This window comes from Actinophytocola sediminis, assembly GCF_054779715.1.
In genome coordinates this window covers 1-18,458 of the sequence record NZ_BAAGXS010000063.1, presented here as the reverse complement: position 1 = coordinate 18,458, position 18,458 = coordinate 1, and the positions used below count along the sequence as shown (strand labels likewise).

At 71.1% G+C, this 18,458-nt stretch carries 17 protein-coding genes and 2 pseudogenes; 12 read left to right on the top strand and 7 right to left on the bottom strand.

All coding sequences use genetic code 11. From position 1 onward, the window contains the following. The first annotated feature begins 33 nt into the window (after positions 1 to 33). A complete protein-coding gene (locus tag ACYVIP_RS30610) occupies positions 34 to 2,511 on the top strand; it encodes an ABC transporter permease (protein ID WP_460402601.1) in 2,478 nt (825 codons plus the stop codon). Positions 2,512 to 2,565: 54 nt separating this feature from the next. Here the strand turns inward: ACYVIP_RS30610 and ACYVIP_RS30605 are convergent. From ACYVIP_RS30605 to ACYVIP_RS30575, 7 genes and pseudogenes are all read right to left on the bottom strand, one after another. Beyond that, positions 2,566 to 2,739, bottom strand: a pseudogene (locus tag ACYVIP_RS30605) (sigma factor-like helix-turn-helix DNA-binding protein); the annotation flags it as partial. Positions 2,740 to 3,003: 264 nt separating this feature from the next. Continuing rightward, complete coding sequence (locus ACYVIP_RS30600) at positions 3,004 to 4,317, bottom strand: MFS transporter (RefSeq protein WP_460402599.1); 1,314 nt, start codon at positions 4,315 to 4,317, stop codon at positions 3,004 to 3,006. Next, positions 4,318 to 5,031 (bottom strand): ABC transporter permease, encoded by a 714-nt coding sequence (locus tag ACYVIP_RS30595; RefSeq protein ID WP_460402597.1) that lies wholly within the window; start codon positions 5,029 to 5,031, stop codon positions 4,318 to 4,320. Positions 5,032 to 5,216: 185 nt separating this feature from the next. Beyond that, positions 5,217 to 5,987 (bottom strand): ABC transporter permease, encoded by a 771-nt coding sequence (locus ACYVIP_RS30590; protein ID WP_460402595.1) that lies wholly within the window; start codon positions 5,985 to 5,987, stop codon positions 5,217 to 5,219. Then, positions 5,980 to 6,765: an ABC transporter ATP-binding protein gene (locus tag ACYVIP_RS30585; protein ID WP_460402593.1), complete on the bottom strand. Its 786-nt coding sequence runs from the start codon at positions 6,763 to 6,765 to the stop codon at positions 5,980 to 5,982. The genes ACYVIP_RS30590 and ACYVIP_RS30585 overlap by 8 nt, the downstream gene beginning before the upstream one ends. Then, on the bottom strand, positions 6,765 to 7,412 hold the full coding sequence (locus ACYVIP_RS30580; RefSeq protein ID WP_460402591.1) for an isochorismatase family protein: 648 nt from the start codon (positions 7,410 to 7,412) through the stop codon (positions 6,765 to 6,767). The genes ACYVIP_RS30585 and ACYVIP_RS30580 overlap by 1 nt, the downstream gene beginning before the upstream one ends. 1 nt (position 7,413) lies before the next feature. Further along, positions 7,414 to 8,379, bottom strand: a complete 966-nt coding sequence (locus ACYVIP_RS30575) for an ABC transporter substrate-binding protein (RefSeq protein ID WP_460402589.1) — start codon at positions 8,377 to 8,379, stop codon at positions 7,414 to 7,416. 172 nt (positions 8,380 to 8,551) lie between these two features. On the opposite strand from ACYVIP_RS30575, the gene ACYVIP_RS30570 reads away from it, so the two are divergent. The 11 genes and pseudogenes from ACYVIP_RS30570 to ACYVIP_RS30520 form a co-directional block, all read left to right on the top strand. After that, entirely contained in the window at positions 8,552 to 9,196 is a 645-nt protein-coding gene (locus tag ACYVIP_RS30570; RefSeq protein WP_460402587.1) for a CoxG family protein, read from the top strand. After that, entirely contained in the window at positions 9,196 to 10,023 is an 828-nt protein-coding gene (locus ACYVIP_RS30565) for an FAD binding domain-containing protein (protein ID WP_460402585.1), read from the top strand. The genes ACYVIP_RS30570 and ACYVIP_RS30565 overlap by 1 nt, the downstream gene beginning before the upstream one ends. Then, a complete protein-coding gene (locus ACYVIP_RS30560; protein WP_460402583.1) occupies positions 10,016 to 12,319 on the top strand; it encodes a xanthine dehydrogenase family protein molybdopterin-binding subunit in 2,304 nt (767 codons plus the stop codon). Before ACYVIP_RS30565 ends, ACYVIP_RS30560 begins: the two co-directional genes overlap by 8 nt. Beyond that, positions 12,316 to 12,780 (top strand): (2Fe-2S)-binding protein, encoded by a 465-nt coding sequence (locus ACYVIP_RS30555; RefSeq protein WP_460402581.1) that lies wholly within the window; start codon positions 12,316 to 12,318, stop codon positions 12,778 to 12,780. Before ACYVIP_RS30560 ends, ACYVIP_RS30555 begins: the two co-directional genes overlap by 4 nt. Continuing rightward, a complete protein-coding gene (locus ACYVIP_RS30550; RefSeq protein WP_460402579.1) occupies positions 12,777 to 13,511 on the top strand; it encodes an alpha/beta fold hydrolase in 735 nt (244 codons plus the stop codon). Before ACYVIP_RS30555 ends, ACYVIP_RS30550 begins: the two co-directional genes overlap by 4 nt. Then, positions 13,508 to 14,947, top strand: a complete 1,440-nt coding sequence (locus ACYVIP_RS30545) for a UbiD family decarboxylase (protein ID WP_460402577.1) — start codon at positions 13,508 to 13,510, stop codon at positions 14,945 to 14,947. The genes ACYVIP_RS30550 and ACYVIP_RS30545 overlap by 4 nt, the downstream gene beginning before the upstream one ends. Before the next feature lie 24 nt (positions 14,948 to 14,971). Beyond that, the gene (locus tag ACYVIP_RS30540) at positions 14,972 to 15,739 is read left to right on the top strand and encodes an IclR family transcriptional regulator (protein WP_460402575.1); all 768 of its coding nucleotides are present in this window, start codon (positions 14,972 to 14,974) and stop codon (positions 15,737 to 15,739) included. Then, positions 15,736 to 16,389 (top strand): UbiX family flavin prenyltransferase, encoded by a 654-nt coding sequence (locus ACYVIP_RS30535; protein WP_460402573.1) that lies wholly within the window; start codon positions 15,736 to 15,738, stop codon positions 16,387 to 16,389. The genes ACYVIP_RS30540 and ACYVIP_RS30535 overlap by 4 nt, the downstream gene beginning before the upstream one ends. Further along, positions 16,373 to 17,542: an MFS transporter gene (locus tag ACYVIP_RS30530; protein WP_460402571.1), complete on the top strand. Its 1,170-nt coding sequence runs from the start codon at positions 16,373 to 16,375 to the stop codon at positions 17,540 to 17,542. The genes ACYVIP_RS30535 and ACYVIP_RS30530 overlap by 17 nt, the downstream gene beginning before the upstream one ends. 141 nt (positions 17,543 to 17,683) lie before the next feature. After that, the gene (locus ACYVIP_RS30525) at positions 17,684 to 18,160 is read left to right on the top strand and encodes a DUF222 domain-containing protein (RefSeq protein ID WP_460402569.1); all 477 of its coding nucleotides are present in this window, start codon (positions 17,684 to 17,686) and stop codon (positions 18,158 to 18,160) included. A gap of 25 nt (positions 18,161 to 18,185) precedes the next feature. Then, a pseudogene (locus ACYVIP_RS30520) lies at positions 18,186 to 18,458 on the top strand (HNH endonuclease); the annotation flags it as partial.

The window sequence follows — 18,458 nt, the reverse complement described above, 5'->3', positions numbered from 1 at the left end:
TTTCTCGGCGCTGCTGACTGGGTTGGGGGAGCGGTGAGGGAGCTGACGCTGGCGGCCATCCGGTACCGGGTAGGCAGTTTCGTCGCGGTGTTCGTCGCGGTGCTGTGCGCCTCGACCCTGCTCACCGCGCTCGGCGTGCTGTTCGAGTCGGGGTTGCGGTCCGGGGTCGCGCCGCAGCGCTATGTCGGGGCACCGGTCGTGGTCGGCGGGCAGCAGGCGTTGCCGGTCGTGGAGGACCTCGACCTGCCCTTCGCCGAACGGGTGCCGCTACCCGCCGACGCGGTGGCCATGGTCGCCGACGTGCCGGGGGTGGACCGGGCGATCGGCGAGACCTCGGTGTCGCTCACCGTGGAGAACGTGCCCGGCGCGCGGGGGTTCGGCTGGAGCTCCTCGGCACTGACCCCGCTGTCGGTCGGTGACGGGGCGGCGCCGGACTCGGCCACCGAGGTGGTCGTCGACCGCACGTTGGCCGAGCAGGCCGGTCTGAGTGTCGGGGACTCGTTGCCGGTGGCCATCGGCGGCCTGCCGACGAACTACGTCGTGGCCGGCATCGCGGACCCACCGTCTGGTGTGGACACCGGAAGGCAGCCGGCGCTGTTCTTCACCGACGAGCGGGCGCGCGAGCTGTCCGGGCGCCCGGACCAGGTCGACGTGATCGGCGTTATGTCCACTGTGGACCCGGAGGAGCTGGCCGCGCGGATCACCGCCGCACTGCCCGAGTTGGACGTGCTGACCTACGTCGAGGACGACCGGGGAGACGTCGAGTTCCTCGACGTCGGCGCGGTTCGCTCGCAGCTGGTCGTGCTGACGCTGGCGTTCGCCGGCAGCGCGCTGATGATCGCGATGCTGGTGGTGGCCGGCACCCTCGGGCTCGCGATCCAGCAGCGGCAGCGGGAGCTCGCGCTGCTGCGGGCGGTGGCCGCCACCCCACGCCAGATCCACCGCATGCTCGGCGCGGAGATCCTGTGGGTGGCCGGGATCGCCTCGGTGCTCGGCGCCGGGCCGGGGATCGGGGTGGCGTTCCTGCTGCGCTCGGCGTTCGCCGAGATCGGGTTGCTGCCGGCCGACTTCGGGCTCGCGCTCAGCCCGTTCCCCGCGGTGGCCGCGATTGTGCTGATGGTCGGCACCGCGCGCCTTGCCGGCTGGTTCGCCGCGCGCCGGGCAGCCAGGATCGACCCGGTGTCGGCGCTGCGCGAGGTGGCCGTCGAGCCGGCGGGCCTGCCGAGGTGGCGGGTGATCGCGGCGTGGGTGTGTGCGGTGCTGTGGCTCGGTGGCTCGGTGCTGCCGCTGTTCCTGCCGGGCGAGATCGCGGTCGCCGGCGCGGCGAGCTCCGCGTTGTTCGGCGTGATCGCGATCCTGCTGTGCGGGCCGGCGGTGATCGCCGTGGCGGTGCGCGTGGCCGGGCCGCTGCTGCGCTCGATGTCGCCGGTCGGCGGGCACCTGGCGACCGCGAGCGTGGCGACCAACACCCGGCGGCTGGCCGGCGTGGTCGCGCCGCTGGTGCTGGCGATCACCATGGCGTCGGTGCAGATCTTCACCCAGACCACGATCGCGGCCGCGGCGGCCGAACAGGCCGACTCCGGGGTGGTCGCGGACTACGTGGTGACCGGGCCGTCGGGCGTGGCGCCCGCGGTGACCGGGGTGGTGCGGGCGGCAGACGGGGTCGACGCGGTCACCCCGGTGGTGCGCAGCCAGGTGTTCGTGCCCAACGGGCAGGAGGTCAGCTCCTTCGCCGCGCAGGGGATCTCGCCGGAGGGGTTGGCGAAGACCCTGGACCTCGATCCGCGCTCGGGGGACCTCAACCGGCTGACCGGCGACACCGTCGCGTTGAGCGAGAACGCGGCCGAGACCCTCGGCGTCGACGTCGGCTCCACAGTGGACATGCGGTTGGGGGACGGTGCCGCGCTGCGCGCGGAGGTGGTGGCGACCTACGGCCGGGGCCTCGGCTTCGGTGAGGTGACGCTGCCGCACGACCTGTTGGCCGAGCACACGACCTCGCGGCTGGACCACTCCCTGCTGGTGAGCTCGGACGCGCCGCTGTCGATCGGCCCCTTTCCCGGGGTGAGCGTGGTGGACCGCGAGGAACTGGCGGCCGCCGGTGAGGATCAACGGGCCACCGAGTCGTGGACGAACCTGATCGCGCTGTTCGTGATCCTCGGCTACCTGGCGATCGCCGTGGTGAACACGCTGGTGATGGCGACCGCGGCCAGGGGACGGGAGTTCGCGCTGCTGCGGCTGGTCGGCACGAAGCGGACCCAGGTGGTGCGGATGATGCGGATCGAGGCGCTGCTGGTGGTCGCGATCGCCGTGGTGGTCGGCACGGTGACGGCCGTGCCGCCACTGATCGGGGTGAGCATCGGCCTCACCGAGTCGCCGGTCCCGTCCGCGCCGCCGCTGATCTACCTGGCCGTCATCGGCACCACCGCGCTGCTCGGCCTGCTCGCGGTCGGCATCCCGACCAGGGTCGCGCTGCGCACCCGCCCGGTCGAGGCGATCAGCGAACGCGAGTGACCCCCACCCGCCGGACGTCGAACTCGATGCTCGACGTCCGGCGGTGGGCCGCGGTCAGCCGGGGAGTTGGCCGACCGCGGCGCGGAGGTGGTTGAGGGCGCGGTGTTGCGCCAGGCGCACGGCGGCCGGCGCCATGCCGAGGCGCTCTGCGGTCTCCTGGGCGGAGAGCCCGACCACCACGCGCAGTCGGATGATCTCCCGCTGTCGCGGGGTCAGCGCGTCGAGTAGCGCGGCCGGGTCAGCAGGCGGTCGATCTCCGCGCTCGGGGTGCGGGGGTAGCAGCCCAGGGGTACGCGGTCTGTCGGGGTCTCCGCACTCGTTGGCCATCATCGCCCGTTCCTCTCGCCAGGTGACGACCTTGCGGGGGAGGAACGGGCCCGATCGGCCCCCATGACGGCACTGTCGCGGATTTGCGCCGAATGGCCCAGCGCGGTGCTGGCCGAACAGGCCGACACACACAACATCCCGCTGGCCACGGCTCTGAAACACGGCCTAGTCCGGCAGTTGCTTGCCTCGGGTCTCCGGGCAGAACGGGACCACGAACATGCCCACCACGTAGACCAGGCCGACGACCGTGGCCGCGGTGCCGTAGCCGCCGAGCGCGGCGATGATCGAGCCGGCAAGCAGCGGGCCGAGGAACGCGATGAACCGCGCGGCGTTGAACACGAACGCCGCGCCGCTGGCGCGCAGATGGGTGGGGTAGAACTCCGGCAGCCACACCGGCATCCAGGTGTACTGGCCGAGGGTGAAGAACCCGTTCACCGCGCACAGCAACAACACCAGCGTCAGGTCCGAGGTCCACAGGAACAGCACCGGGGTCATCACCAGCGACGCCGCGAAGTAGGTGAACACCGTCGCCTTGCGGCCGAACCGGTCGGCGGCGAAACCGAGGGCGATGTACCCGGCGATCGCGCCGGCGTTGTAGATCATGCCGGCGGTCGAGGCGTAGCTCTCCGCGGTGTGCCCCTCTGCCGCGGCCCGGCTGCCGACGTAGGCCGGCACCCAGGTCGAGATGCCCCACCAGGCCAGCGTGGTCACCGTCGACATGATCGAGCCGAGGATGGTCAGCCTGCGCAGCTTCGGGTCGGCCAGGATCTGGCGCAGGGTGAACTTGGTGTAGGTGCGTTCCTCCTCGGTCAGCTCGGCCTGGGACCGCAGCGCATCCCGGCGGGCGGCCACCTTGGTCCACTTGTCCGACTCGGGCACGCTGCGGCGCAGCCAGAGCGCGAACAGCGCCGGCAGCACCCCGAGCAGGAACATGTACCGCCACGAGTTCTCCCCGAGCGGCGCGATGAAGTGCCAGGCCGCCGACGCGAGGAAGAAGCCGAGCCCGAGGCCGCACTGCATCAGCCCGGCGGCCTTCGCACGGGCGTGCGCCGGCCACATCTCGGCCACCAATGACGTACCGGTGCCCCATTCGGAGCCCAGCGTGATCCCGGTCAGCAGCCGCAGCACCAGGAACGACTCCCAGTTCCAGGCGAACGCCGACAGACCGGTGAACAGCGAGTACAGCGTGATCGAGATCAGCAGCACCTTGCGGCGACCGAGGTAGTCGGCGACCACGCCGCCGATGATCCCGCCGAAACCCCAGCCGAGCAGGGTCATGGCGATCGTCAGTCCGATGTAGAACGGCAGGTCGGCGACCGCCTCCGGGTGGAGCTGGCGCAGGGCGACCCCGGCGGTGAGGATCAGCGCGTAGGTCTCGAACCCGTCGAACAGCCAGCCGAGGTTCGCGGCGATCAGCGCCCGCCACTTCGTCCGGTCAAGCGACCGGTACCACGGTTGTCCCGTCTCGGTCTCGCTCATCTAGGCCGTCCCTCGCATTCGGCGGCTGACCGCGGTCTCGGCGCGGGTGACGATCCAGTTCACCAGGAACCCCAACACGCCGGCGATCGTGAGCAGCCCGTACACCTGTGCGGACAGGAAGTTCGCCTGTGCGGCGCCGAGCGCGGCGCCAAGGCCGTCGATTCTGGTGACGATCTCCACCAGGAGGGTGATGATCAGCGCCAGCGGCGCCGCGACCCGCACGCCGAGCAGCACCGCGGGGGTCAACGCCGGGGTCAGGATCTTGGTCATCCGGTGCCATGTGGACAGTCCGAGGGTACGCGGGGTGTCCAGCAGTACCGGGCTCAGCGTTCGCCTGGCCGTGCGGCAGGTCAGCAGGATCGGCCAGGTCGCCGGCAACACCACCACGACCAGCTTCATCTCGGCCGTGTAGCCGAGCACCAGCGCGGCCACCGGCACCAGCGAGGCCGCCGGCAACGCGCGCAGGAACTCCAGGCTGGGGGACAGCGCCCGGTCGACCGGGCGGCTCGCGCCGACGAGCGTGCCGACCACCGCGCCGAGCACGGTGGCGGCGAACAGTCCCAACAGGAATGTCAGGGACGTCTCGCCGATCGCCGGCAGAAGCTTGTCGGCGTCGATCAGCGGCTGTACGCCGTCGATCCAGGTGGACGGCGGCGGGAAGTACGGCGAGGTCGGGTCGCCGGCCAGCTCCCAGACCACCAGCAGCAGGACCAACGGCAGCAGACCACGAATCGGAGTGCCAGCGCGGCGGTCCGCCTCCCCGCGCTTCTTTGTGTTGGTTGCGTTGGGGGTGGTGGGTGGGGGTTGGGGGCGTACTTGTGGCTGGGTTGCTTCACGTTCCCCTGAGGTGCGGTTGGGGAGTTCCTGGGGTGACTTTGATTCTGGGGTTGACCCGTGACTCACGTTGTCACCTCTCCGGCGGCGGCTAGTTGGCCGCGGAAGGCGAACCTGGCCGCACCCATGACGAGTCCGTTGAGGACGATGCCGGTCACCCCGATCACGAAGACCGCCGCGAACATCTGGCCCGGTTGCAGTGCCTGGCCCTTCTCCACCAGCAGGAAGCCCAAGCCGGCCGGGTTGCCGACCATCTCGGCGACCAGGGTGAGCACCAGGGACACCGACAGGCCAAGGCGGAGGCCGACCACGATCATCGCGGTGGCGCCGGGGAGCCGGATCTTCCACAGCACGGCCGCGCGGGACAGCCGCAGTACCGCGCCCGACTCGAGCAGCCGGGGCTCGGTGCGCATGCCGCTGATCGTGTTCAGCAGGATCGGCCACAGCGCGGCGTAGAACGCCACCATGATCTCGGTCTGCACGGAGAACCCGAACAGCAGCACGGCCACCGGCACGAACGCGACGATCGGCAGTGCCCGCAACGCCTCCAGGCTCGCCATCGAGTACATCCACACCGGACGGACCAACCCCAGTACCGAGCCGGCGGCCACCCCGACCAGGCCGGCGAGCGCCCAGCCGGTCAGCGCGGCGAACAGCGTGTGGCCAAGCGCCTCGGCCAGCTCACCGGAGGAGAACAGCTCACCGAGGCCGGTGGCGACCACGGTCGGCGGCGGCAGGTACGCGAAGTCCAGAATGGACGTACGGACCAGCAGCTCCCACAACCCGATCGCCAGCACGAACACCGCCGCGCCAACGATGTTGATCCGGCTAGCCATGGGCCGGTTCACCCACCGTGTGCCCGAGCGCCTCGTAGACCCGGTGCCGCAGACCGAGGTAGTCGGCGCGCTCCTTGGTGGTGATCTGGTGTCGCGGCCGGGGCAGCGGGATGTCCAACGACAGCCCGATGTTCGCCGGGCTGCCAGCCAGCACCACCAGCCGGTCGGACAGGTACACCGCCTCCTCGACATCGTGGGTGACGAACACGATCGTGGTCCCGGTCAGCTCCTGCACCTGCTGGAGCTGGTCCTGCAGCGACGCCTTGGTCATCGCGTCCAGCGCGCCGAACGGCTCGTCCATCAGCAGCACCCTTGGCCGGGTGGCCAGCGCCCTGGCGATCTGCACCCGCTGCTGCATACCGCCCGACAGCCGCCACGGGTACTCGTCGGCGCGTTCGAGCAGGCCGACCATGGTCAGCGCCTCGTCCACCCGATCGTCGCGTTCGGACTTCGCGAGCGTGGCCTCGATGCCCAGCGCGACGTTGCGCCGCACGGTCCGCCACGGCAGCAGCGAGTGCGCGTAGTCCTGGAACACGGTCACCACGCCGGCCGGCGGGCCGTCGATCACCGTGTCGTCGCAGCGAACCTCGCCGCCGGTGGCCGTGAGCAGCCCGCCGAGCACCCGCAGCAGCGTGGTCTTGCCGGAGCCGGAGGTGCCGAGGATCGACACGAACTCGGCCCTGTCGACCGCCAGGCTCACCCCGCGCAGGATGTCCACCGCACCGGAGGCACCGGGCAGCGTGACCGAGAGATCAGTGCACTGGATCGTCGGAGTCATCAGGTTCCCATCAGTTCGGTCGCCCGGCGGGTGTCCACAACGGACCCGTACTTGAGCTCGATGTCGAACAGGTTCGCGGCGTGCGCGAACGCCGACCGGTCGAAGCAGGCGTCCTCGGCGACCAGTACCCGGTAGCCGTGGGAGGCCGCGTCCACGACGGTGGCCCGCACACAGCCGGAGGTGGTGGTCCCGGCCACGATCAGCGAGTCGATCCGGTTGGCGGTCAGGTAGGTCAGCAGCGGGGTGCCGAAGAACGCGCTCGCCTTGGCCTTGTGCACCACGTACTCGTCGGCGCGCGGGGTCAGCTCCGGCGGGAACGGTGCGTCGTGCACCAGCCGGGCGGTGTCCGGGTCCTGGCTGAGCTTCACCGCGCCGCCGACGAACACCGCGTCCAGCGGCGAGCCCGCGGTGAGTACCCGGGGAATCCCGTTCGCCCGCGCTGTTTCCAGCAACGACACGATCGCCGGCAGGCGATCCCAGCCCATCTGCCCGCACCCGGTCGGGTAGGCGGTGTCGATGAACGACAGCGTCACGTCGACCACCAGCAGGCACGGCCGCTCACCGAGCTCGACCGGGCCGCCGAACCCGTTGGCGCGCAACCGGTCCAGCTCTCCGGCCGGGACGAACTCGTCCCACACCGACGTCATGTCAGCTCTGCGCCGCGACGAGCGCGTCCAGGTCGACGTCCCCGGTGAACCCGTCCGCCTCGCGCATCGCGTCCAGCCAGATCTCCAGGTCCTCGGCGCGCACCTCGGTGGTGTAGGTCGGCAGTACCGCGGCCTTGATCGCCGCGTCCGGCAGGCCGGTGTAGTCCTTGAGCACCGCGCGGGCCCGCGCGTCGTCGCCGGCGACGAACTCCGCCGCCTCGTCCAGCGCGGCCCGGAAGTCGGCGATCACCTCGGCGTTCTGCGATGCCCAGTCCTGGCGGGAGATCCACAGGATGGCCGAGAGCTCCGGCGCGAGCTTGAGGTAGGGGTCGCCAAGGTTCACCGCGTTCGGGTCGGCGAGCACGCTGGTGGCGAAGGGCATCACGGTCTCCACCGCGTCCACCCGGCCGGCCGCGAGCTGGTCGGCCTGTGCCGGGCCGTCCACCTGGACGATCTTCACGCTGGCCGGGTCGACGCCCTCCTGCTTGAGCCACGCCTTGGTGGCCACGTGCGTGGTGCCGGTCTCGGTCAGCACGCCGAGCGTCCGGCCGGCGAGCTGCTTGATGTCGGTGATGCCGGACTTCTTCGAGCCGATCACGAAACCCGTCGGGTTGTCCTCGACGTCGATGGTGGCGCCGGACACCTGGGTGACCGGAATGCCCTGCTGTGCCGCGGAGATCACCGTCGTCGGCACGGACAGTGCGATGTCGAAGGAGCGGCCGAGCGTGCCGGGCAGCGTGCCGATGTTCTCCACCTTGGTGAACTCGACGTCCAGATCGTGCTTCTCGAAGATCCCCTCGGCCATGGCCACCTGCACGGGGAGCGCGGCCGCGTTGGAGTTGTGCGCGATGCGCAGCGTTCGAGGATCGCCATCGTCCTCGGCGGTGCCCTGACCGCCGCAGGCCGTCGCGGTGAGCGCGATCAGGCCGGCCGCCGCGGCGGCCAGAAGACGGGTGGTGATGGCCATGGGGTACTCCCTGGTCCTCTATATGACACTCGTTGTCCTGTGGGGCGGATGCTAAGTTCTGGTAAACGGCGACGTCAAGGCCTGTAGCGACCTGTCTGCGCGTCCTTGACACCAGCAAACGACACTCCTAGTGTCTCGCTGACAGGACTCCACGTCTCATATGGCGGTCTCAATGAAACTTGCGTCCGAGTTCTCCGTGCCGGCGGCACCCGACAAGGTCTTCTCGCTGTTCTTCGACCCGGACACCATGCGCGGCTGCATTCCCGGCTGCGAGGAACTGGAACGGGTGGATGAGAAGACCTATCGCGGCACGCTGGTGAACGAGATCGCGCATGTGCGCTTCGCCGCGGGGTTCTCCGCCGCGATCCAGACGATCAGCGAGGACACGGCGACCAAGGAGGTCACCGCCGTGCTCCGGGGCGAGGACCGCAGGCTCGGCAGCTCGATCAAGATCGACGCGCGGCTCGCGGTCCGGCCGGACGGCGAGGACTCGGTCATCGGCTACGAGATGGACATGGCCCTGTGGGGCAAGCTCGGCCGCCTCGGCGAGCCGATCATCCGCCGGCGCAGCCGCGAGGTGGAGCTGGAGTTCGCCAGGTCGCTGGCCATCGCCTGCGGCGCCCCGGCGGAGAAGCTGCCGGCGACGAAGAAGGCCCGCCCCGCAGTGCCGGCCGCCGCCACCACCAGCCCGGCGGCCCCGACGCGCGGCACGGACGCCGTCGTGGTCGCCGACCCGACCACCAGAGGGCTCGCGCTCGCCGCGGTCATCGTCTCGGTCGTGGCGTTGCTGACCGCCGTGCTGCGCCGGGGGCGCTGATGCCGACCCTGCACCGGCCGGCGAGCCTCGACGAGGCCGCCGGCCTGCTGTCCACACTGGACAACCCGATGGTCTACGGTGGCGGCACCGCCATCCAGATCCTGATCAAACAGGGCATCCTGTTCGCGGACAACTTCGTCGACCTGGCCGAGATCCCCGGACTGGCCGACATCACCGCCGACGCCGACGGGCTGCTGGTCGGGCCGATGGTGACCGTGCGGCGGATGGAGACCGACCAGACGGTCCGCGCCACCGCGCCGCTGGCCGCGGCGGCCTACCACCAGGTCGCCAACCCGAGGGTGCGCAACACCGCGAGCGCCGGCGGCAACCTCGCCCACGGCGACTACCGGCTCGACCCACCGCCCGCGCTGCTGGTGCTGGCCGCGACCGTGCTGGCGACCTCCGTGCGGGGGACCAGAAAGATCCCGATCCGGGAGTTCTTCGTCGACTTCCAGCAGACCGCGCTCGAACCAGACGAGCTGGTGTCCGGGATCCGGGTGCCCGCCCAGCCGGCCGGTGCCGGCCGGTTCGTCAAGAACTCCTCGTTGGGGGAGAACGACTGGCCGTGCGCGTCGGCCGCGGTGCTGGTGACCGGCTCGACCATCCACATCGGACTCGGCGCGGTCGCGCCGACACCGAGGTACGTGCCGGTCGACGTCGCCGGGCTCGACGACCAGGGTGCGGTGGACGCGGCGCTGGCGGCGATCGAGCCGGAGCTGGACCCGATCCCGGACGTGCGCGGTGGGGTGGCCTACAAGCGCAGGCTGGCCAGGGTGACCGTCGAGGACGCGGTTCGTGGCGCGTGGAAGGACCTTCAGCATGCTTGAGCAGGGGTGGGTCGGCGGTCGCCGGGCGCGGTTCGACACCGTCGGCCGGGTGCGCGGGCTGATCGCGCACGTCGGCGACCAGCCGGTCGGCGCGGCCGCGCACGTCGCGGTGCATCGCAGTACCCAGCCGCACGCGCTGATCGGCGCGGTGCACACCGAGGACGCGCTCGCCATGCCCGGTGTCTACTCGGTACTGACCGGCGCCGACCTGTACAAGCACTTCGGCGACCGGCTGCTGACCGGGCCGGCGTTCGCTGACCAGCCCGCGCTGGCGCACGAGAAGGTGCGCTATGTCGGGGAACCGGTGGCCGCGGTGCTCGCCGCCGACCTGGCCACCGCGCGCGCGGCCACCGACGCGGTGTGGGTCGAGTACGAGGAACTGCCGCCGATCTACGACCTGGCCGACGCGCTCACCGGCTCGGCCTACGTGCACGACGAGCTGCGGCCGTCGTCGGTGTTCGGCGACCTGCGGCACCTGCGCGGGGTGCGCGACACCAACGTCAACTACACCTACACGTTGCGCCACGGGGACGCCGACGCCGCCAGGGAGTCCGGCGCGCACACCGTGACCGGCGAGTTCTGGGCGCCGCCGACCCACCACGTGCCGATCGAGCTGCCGTGCACGATCGCGTGGGTCGACAGTGGACGGTTGGAGATGCTGTCCACCACGCAGACACCCTCCTATGTGCGGCAGACGATCGCCGACCTGCTCGACCTGCCGCTGTCCAGGGTCCGGGTGACCACCCGGCCGCTCGGTGGCAGCTTCGGCGCGAAGATGTACGACCGGCTGGAGCCGCTGGCCGCCGCGCTGGCCTGGACCACCGGGCGCCGGGTGCGGCTGGTGGCCTCCCGCGAGGAGGCGTTCCTGCTGACCACCAGGCACGGCGCCGGGGTCACCTCGAGTCTTACCGCCGACGCCGAGGGCAACCTGGTCTCGGCCATCGCCGACGTGCGCTACGACACCGGCGCCTACGCCGACGTCGGCCCGCGGATCACCGCGAAGTCCGGCATGGTCGCGCCAGGGCCCTACCGGATCGCGAACGCCAATGTGCGGTCCCGGTGCGTGTACACCAACAAGCCATCCGCCGGGCCGTTCCGCGGGTTCGGTGTGCCCCAGGTGACCTGGTCGCACGAGTCGCTGATCGACGAGCTGGCCCACCAGCTCGGCGAGGACCCGTACGCGTTCCGCCGCCGGCACCTGCTGCGCGAGGGCGACGAGGCGCCGATGGGCACCCGGATGCACAGCGCGGACTTCGTCGGCTGCCTGGACGCGGTGGCCAACGCCATCGGCTGGTTCGACCCGGTCGAGCGGGAGAGCGGGCGGCTGCGGCGCGGGCGCGGGGTCGCGGTCGGGGTGAAGGCCGTGCTGACCCCGACGATCTCCAACGCCGTGCTGCAGTTCAACCAGGACGCGTCGGCCACGCTGCTGATCAGCACCGTCGACATGGGACAGGGCAGCGACACGATCATGGCGCAGATCGCCGCCGACGTGCTGGCGATGAACTCCGAGCGGGTGCACGTGGTGCGCGCGGACACCGACGCCACCCCCTACGACACGATCACCGCCGGCAGCCGATCCACCTACCACACCGGCAACGCGGTCCGTCGGGTCGCCGAGGCCATGCGGGACAAGCTGATCGGCCTCGCGGCCGAGCGTTTCGGGGTCGAGGCGTCCACAGTGGAGCTGACGGTCGACGGCCTGCGCGCCGGCGACCAGCTGGTCGGCGTGGCCGAGCTGGTGCACGGCCACTTCGGCGCGCGTGGCGCGACGCTGACCGCCGAGGCCAACTTCACCACCACCTGGTCGCCGTATGACAAGGAGACCGGGCGGTCGGCGAAGGTCACCGAGCACTGGTTCGCCGGCGCGGTCGGCGTCCAGCTCACCGTGGACACCGCCACCGGCAGAGTCCACATCGAACACCTCGCGGTCGCCGGCGACGTCGGCCGGGCGATCAACCCGGCGCTGGTGGAACAACAGCTGTCCGGCGCGGCGATCATGGGCATCGGGCACGCGCTGTTCGACCAGCTCGTGCTCGACCAGGGCCAGCTGATCAACGGCACCCTGCTCGACTACCAGCTGCCGTCGATCAGGGACCTGCCGGACAAGCTGACCCCGATCATCGTGGAGAGCCCGCACGACGACGGTCCGTTCGGCGCGAAGGGCGTCGGCGAGACCGGCATCCTGGGCATCGCCCCGGCCATCGCCAACGCCGTCCGGGACGCGGTCGGGGTCCGCATGACGACCCTGCCGCTGACCCCGGAGTCGATCGTCACCGCGCTGGAGGAGAAGCCTTGACCGTCCGGATCAGACTGAACGTCAACGGCGTCGACCACCGGGTGGTCGCCGAGGACGACACCCTGCTGCTCGACGCGTTGCGCGAGCAGGTCGGCACGACCAGCGTCCGCGAGGGCTGCGGGGTCGGCGCGTGTGGCGCGTGCACCGTGCTGGTCGGCGGCACGAGCGTGTCCAGCTGCCTGGCGCTGGCCCGGCGCTACGACGGTGCGCAGATCACCACCACCGAGGGCCTCGACGAGAACGACGACGTGGTGTCCTCGTTCGTCGAGTGCGGCGCGGCGCAGTGCGGCTACTGCATTCCCGGGTTCGTGCTGATGTCCACCGAGCTGCTCGCGGAGAACCCTCGACCGTCCGAACAGGACATCACCGACCACCTGGAGGGCAACATCTGCCGGTGCGGCACCTACCCGGAGATCCGCCGGGCGGTGGCCACCGCCGCCGAACGGAGGTCGCCGAAATGAGCACGGTCCTGCTGCTGCATCCGCTGGCCATGTCGGGTGAGCTGTGGCGCCCGCTCACCGAGCGGCTCGAACCCGACGTCAACGTGGTGGCCGTGGACGCCCGTGGCCATGGGAAGTCCACCTGGGACGGTGAACCGTTCACCGTTGGCGACCTGGCAGGCGACGTCGTCGAGCTGATCGAGCGCCTCGACGACGGCCCGGTCGCGGTGGCCGGCATGTCGATGGGCGGCTGCGTGGCCATCGCCCTGGCCGGCACCCGCCCGGACCTGGTGCACCGGCTGGTACTCGCCGACACGACCGCGGACTACGGCCAGGACAAGGAAAGCGCGTGGGCCGAGCGCGCGGCCAACGCCACCGGCAAACCACGCGCACAGCAGCTGGCGTTCCAGGTGGACCGCTGGTTCTCCCCGGAGTTCGCCCTGCGCGCGCCCGCGGAGGTCGGCCGGATGTCGGAGTTGTTCCTAGCCACCGACTCCCGCGCGCACGCCCAGGCCTGCCGCGCACTCGGCGCCTTCGACGGCCGGGCGCTGCTCGGCTCGATCACCGCGCGGACCCTCGTGGTGGTCGGCGAGCACGACTACGCCACCCCGCCGGCGATGGCGCGGACGTTGGCCGACGGCATTCCCGGTGCCCGGCTCGAGGTCCTCGCGAACGCCCGGCACTTCGGCCTCCTCGAGGCCCCCGGCGCACTGGACCTGGTCGCCGGCCACCTGGCGGGAGCGGCTCGATGACCGAACCGAAGGCCAGCCTGCGTACCTGGCTGGACACTGTGGACGGTTTCGGTGAGCTGCGCGAGGTGCGCGGCGCGCACTGGGACACCGAACTGGGCGCGATCGCCGAGCTGAGCTACCAACGGCCCAACCCGAAAGCCATGCTCTTCAGCGAGATCGACGGCTACCCGACCGGCCGGGTGCTCACCGGCAGCACCGGCTCCGCGCGCCGCCTCGGGCACACCCTCGGTCTCGGCGACGACCTCGACGACGCCGGCCTGGTCGCCGCCCTACGCGGCCGGCCGTCGCGCTGGGCGGCCGGCGCGGCCGACTTCCCGCCCGAGGTGGTCACCCGATCCCCGTTGCTGGACAACGTGATCGAGGGCCCCGAGGTCAACCTGCTCGACCTACCGGTGCCGCGCTGGCATGCCGGCGACGGCGGCCGCTACATCGGCACCGGGTGCCTGGTGATCACCTCCGACCCGGAGACCGGCGACATCAACGGCGGCTGCTACCGGATGGAGGTCGTCGACGACGGCCGCAGCGCCACCATCAACGCGGTGCCCGGCAAACACGGCGCCCAGCACACCCAGCGCTGGTTCGAGCGGCACGGCAAGGCGCCGGTCGTCGTCTCCTTCGGACACCACCCCGTGCTGCTGGTCACCGGCGGCACCGAGGTGCCAACCGGGATCTCCGAACTCGCCTACTCGGGCGCGATCCTCGGCCAGCGGGTGCCGGTGCTCACCGGCGAGACCGGCCTGCCGATCCCGGCCGCGGCCGAGGTGGTCGTCGAGGGCTGGCTGCGCCCCGACCTGATGCGCGACGAGGGCCCGTTCGGCGAGTGGACCGGGTACTACTCCGGCAGGCGCCGGCCGGCGCCCGCGATGGAGATCGTCCGGATGTACCACCGCGACAACCCCATCCTGCTCGGCGCCCCGCCCGGCAAACCGCCGCACGACTACTCCTACATGCGGACCGTGATGAAGTCCGCGATGATCGAGGACGCGCTGGTCAACGCCGGCGTGCCCGGGGTGCGCAAGGCGTGGGCGCACGAGTCGGGCGGCGGGCGGCTGTTCATCGCGGTGTCCATCGAGCCGCGCTACGCCGGACACGCGAGGCAGGTCGGCCACCTCACCGCGCAACTGCCGGCCGCGGCGTACATGAACCGGTTCGTGGTGGTGGTCGACGAGGACATCGACGCGGCCGACCTGGACGAGGTGGTGTGGGCGATGAGCACCCGCTGCGACCCGGCGGGCGACATCGACGTGGTCGCCGGCACCTGGGGCAGCAAGCTCGACCCGTTGCTCGTCGAAGGCGCGCCGCCGTTCAACAGCCGGGCGGTGATCGACGCCTGCCGGCCGTTCGACCGGCGGGCGACCTTCCCCAAGGTGTCCACGGGCGACCCCGACTACCTAGAGTCGGTGGCGCACAAGTGGGCCGAGGTGCTCGCGCCGTGACTTACAGACAAAGGGGGCACGACCTTGGCGGGTGATGTTCCGGCGGTGTCGTCGGCGGTACGGATCCTGGAGCGCCTCGCGGCCGAGTGGCCGCGACCGGTGGCGCCGAAGGATCTCGTCAGTGAGCTCGGGCTCAACCGCAGCACCTGCTACAACATCCTGGCCACGCTGCAACGCGCCGGCTGGGTGACCTCGACCGGCGAGCGGTCCGGCTGGATGCTGGGGCCCAAGCTGCTCACGCTGACCGGCGTCACCGACGACATGGTCGCCAGCGTCGCCCAGCACGAGATCGACGAGCTGGCCCGCAGGCTCGGGTTCGTGGTGTTCCTCGCCGCGCCGGACGGCTCCGGCGGCTATGTGGTGACCGCGAAGGCCGAGCGCTCGATCGGCGTGCGGGTGACCGTCGGCGTCGGCGAGGGCTTCCCGTTCTCCGCGCCGGCGATCATGCAGGCCTACCACGCCTGGCAGCCGAGGACGGCGGTCGACGAGTGGGTGGACCGGTTGGGGCTCAAGCAGTTCACCCCACACACCATTGTGGACCGGGACGCGCTGCACGACGCGTTGGCGGTGACCAGGGAACGCGGGTACTCCACCAGCATCCAGCAGTACGACATGGCCCAGAGCGGGGTCGCGGCACCGGTGTTCGGCCGTAAGGGGGAGGTGGTGCGGGTGGTGTGCTCGTTGGCGTTCTTCACCGAGCTGCACGAGGACAACGCCGCCAGGATCGGCGCGCTGGTCAGCGCGTGCGCGGACCGGATCACCGCGCGGACCGGCGGGCGGCGACCGACATGACCCGGCGCCCCTGGCTGGTCGGCGTCACCGGCGCGAGCGGTACGCCCTACGCGGCGGCGATCCTGCGCGGGCTGATCGACGCCGGCGAGGATGTCGACGTGATGGTCAGCCAGGCGGCGCGGCTGACGCTGCTCGACGAGACCGGCCAGGCGGTGCGCGACCGGCACTGGCAGGCGGACCTGTCGGCGTGGCTCGGCCGGGAGGTCTCGGCGCTGCGGTACTGGCCGGCCGGGGACATCGCCGCCGGGCCGTCGTCCGGCTCGTACCGGACCAAAGGGATGATCATCGCGCCGGCGACCACGGCCACCGTGGCCGCGGTGGCCACCGGCGTGACGCACAACCTCGTGCAGCGGGCCGCCGACGTCACGCTGAAGGAGCGACGCAAGCTGGTCGTGGTACTGCGCGAGACCCCGCTTCGACTGTCCACATTGGACAACTTACGGACGCTGGCCGCCGAGGGCGCGGTGATCATGCCGGCCAGCCCGGCCTTCTACGCCGGGGCGCGCGACGTGGCCGCGCTGGTGGACTTCATGGCCGGTCGGGTGCTCGACCTGTGTGAGGTCGAACACGATCTCTATCTCCGCTGGGCGGGTACCTTGGGAGCGGCCCGGTCCGATGTGGAGTTGGAGGAGCGTGTCGACCAGTACTGAGGGCGCAGGCGGGTCCCTGCGGCTGTTGCGGGCGGCGGCGTTCACCAGCTCCTTCGACCGGTTGATGATCGCGCCGATGCTGGTGGTGATCGCCACCGAGCTGGACGGCTCGGTCGAGGCGGTCAGCCAGGCCGCCGCCGCGTACTTCCTGTGCTACGGCATCGCGCAGATCTGCTGGGCCATGGTGTCCGACCGGCTCGGCCGGGTACGCACCATGCGCCTCGCGCTGGCCGCGGCCGCGGTGTTCGGCCTGGCCTCGGCGCTGGTGCCCGGGATCGGCTGGCTGGTGGTCGCGCGCGGGCTGACCGGCGCGTGTTTCGCGGCGGCGATCCCCGGCGCGCTGGTGTACATCGGGGACACCGTGCCGGTGCGGGTCCGGCAGGCGCCGCTCACCGACCTGATGACCAGCACCGCGGTCGGCATGTCGCTGGCCACCGTCGGCGCCGGGCTGCTGGCCGACTTCGCCAGCTGGCGGGTGGCCTTCGCGCTGACCGCGGTGGCCGGGGCGGTGCTGGCGGTGGTGATGCGCGGCCTGCCGGAGCCGGCGCGCACCGGTGATCGCCCGCCGATCCTGGCCTCGCTGCGGGCGGTGCTGGTGAACCGGCCGGCGCTGTTGGTGCTGGCGCTGGCGCTCACCGAGGGCCTGGTGCTGCTCGGCCCGCTGACCTTCTTCCCCGCGGTGCTGCACGCCAGTGGATTGTCGGTGACCCTGGCCGGCGTGCTGACCACGGCCTACGGCGCGGCGGTGCTGGTGTTCGCGCGGGTGGTGAAGTCGGCTACACGCAGGCTGGCGCCCGCGTGGCTGATCCTGGTCGGCGGCTCGCTCGCGGTGCTGGCCTACGTGGTGCTCACGATCTCGCACGCGGCCGCGCCGGTGGTGGCGGGCACGGTGCTGCTCGGTGCCGGCTGGGCGTTCATGCACTCGACGCTGCAGACCTGGGCCACCGACATGGCGCCGGAGTCGCGGGCCACCGCGGTGTCGTTGTTCGCGACCATGTTGTTCACCGGCAGCGCGGTCGGTGCCGCGGTGTTCGGCCCGCTGGTCGACGCCGGCAGCTTCCAGCCGATGTTCGTGAGCACGCTGGTGGTGGCCGTGCCGCTGACCGTGGTGGCCACCATCGGCCGCCGCCGTTATGCGACCAGGGGCCACTGAGCGAGCGCCCAGCGTTGGTGGCGCTGGTGATCCGGTCGCGTAGCGGGGCGACTTTCCTTACGTCCTGTCACGGTGTTCTCGATCAGGTGATTCCCTTTTGTGGCAAGGACAAGTGTTCGGGTCGAGGGTAGAGTCGAACACATGTTCACTCCTGTCTTCGAGGTGCCACCAGGGGATGTCGCGCAAGCGGTGCCTCTGGCGAAGGCGTTTGGAATGCAGCGGGTGGCGTGGCAGGCCGAGGGCCACGCCTTGGAGCACTTGGCTGTCTTCGCCGCGAACGCGGATGAGAGGTTTGCTGCGTTGGAGGTGGCGGCGTTGTTGGGGATGTCGTTTCGTGCCGCGCAACGCCGGCTGGATCTGGCGGTGACCTTGGTTACTCGTCTTCCGTTGACGTTGGAGGCGGTGAAGCAGGGTCGGTTCGATAGTTACCGGGCGGGCAGGGTCGCGGAGGCGGTCGCGGTCCTGTCTGATCAGGACGCGGCCATTGTCGAGGCGGAGGTGGTCCCTCAGGTTGAGGATCTCGCACCCGCGTCGTTGAATCGGTTGTTGGGTAGGGTGATCCGCCGCATTGATGCGGCGGCGATTTTGCGGCGGCATGAGCAGCGGGTGNCCGGCTGATCGTGTTCATCTCGCTGATGAGCGGGTGAACGCGATCGCTCATCGTCTGAAGGAGACCGGCGCCGCGGGCGACCGCACGCTTGATCAGTTGCGGGCGGATGTGGCGTTGGATTTGTTGGCGGGTAAGGATTTCGAACACGCGAAGGTCACGGTGCAGCTCACCCTGTCCGCCGCTACCGCTCTCGGTGTTTCTACCGCGCCTGCTCAGTTGGCTGGTTATGGGGATCTGCCGGCGCGGCGGGCGTTGGTGCTCGCTGGTCAGACCGACGCGACGTGGCGGCGGATCTTGACTGACCCA

Bases quoted from the DNA above. Each gene is read 5' to 3' on its own strand.
- ACYVIP_RS30580 (WP_460402591.1), bottom strand. From the start codon at position 7,412: ATGACGTCGGTGTGGGACGAGTTCGTCCCGGCCGGAGAGCTGGACCGG.
- ACYVIP_RS30575 (WP_460402589.1), bottom strand. From the start codon at position 8,379: ATGGCCATCACCACCCGTCTTCTGGCCGCCGCGGCGGCCGGCCTGATC.
- ACYVIP_RS30550 (WP_460402579.1), top strand. From the start codon at position 12,777: ATGAGCACGGTCCTGCTGCTGCATCCGCTGGCCATGTCGGGTGAGCTG.
- ACYVIP_RS30590 (WP_460402595.1), bottom strand. From the start codon at position 5,987: ATGGCTAGCCGGATCAACATCGTTGGCGCGGCGGTGTTCGTGCTGGCG.
- ACYVIP_RS30600 (WP_460402599.1), bottom strand. From the start codon at position 4,317: ATGAGCGAGACCGAGACGGGACAACCGTGGTACCGGTCGCTTGACCGG.
- ACYVIP_RS30565 (WP_460402585.1), top strand. From the start codon at position 9,196: ATGCCGACCCTGCACCGGCCGGCGAGCCTCGACGAGGCCGCCGGCCTG.
- ACYVIP_RS30585 (WP_460402593.1), bottom strand. From the start codon at position 6,765: ATGACTCCGACGATCCAGTGCACTGATCTCTCGGTCACGCTGCCCGGT.
- ACYVIP_RS30570 (WP_460402587.1), top strand. From the start codon at position 8,552: ATGAAACTTGCGTCCGAGTTCTCCGTGCCGGCGGCACCCGACAAGGTC.
- ACYVIP_RS30545 (WP_460402577.1), top strand. From the start codon at position 13,508: ATGACCGAACCGAAGGCCAGCCTGCGTACCTGGCTGGACACTGTGGAC.
- ACYVIP_RS30535 (WP_460402573.1), top strand. From the start codon at position 15,736: ATGACCCGGCGCCCCTGGCTGGTCGGCGTCACCGGCGCGAGCGGTACG.
- ACYVIP_RS30560 (WP_460402583.1), top strand. From the start codon at position 10,016: ATGCTTGAGCAGGGGTGGGTCGGCGGTCGCCGGGCGCGGTTCGACACC.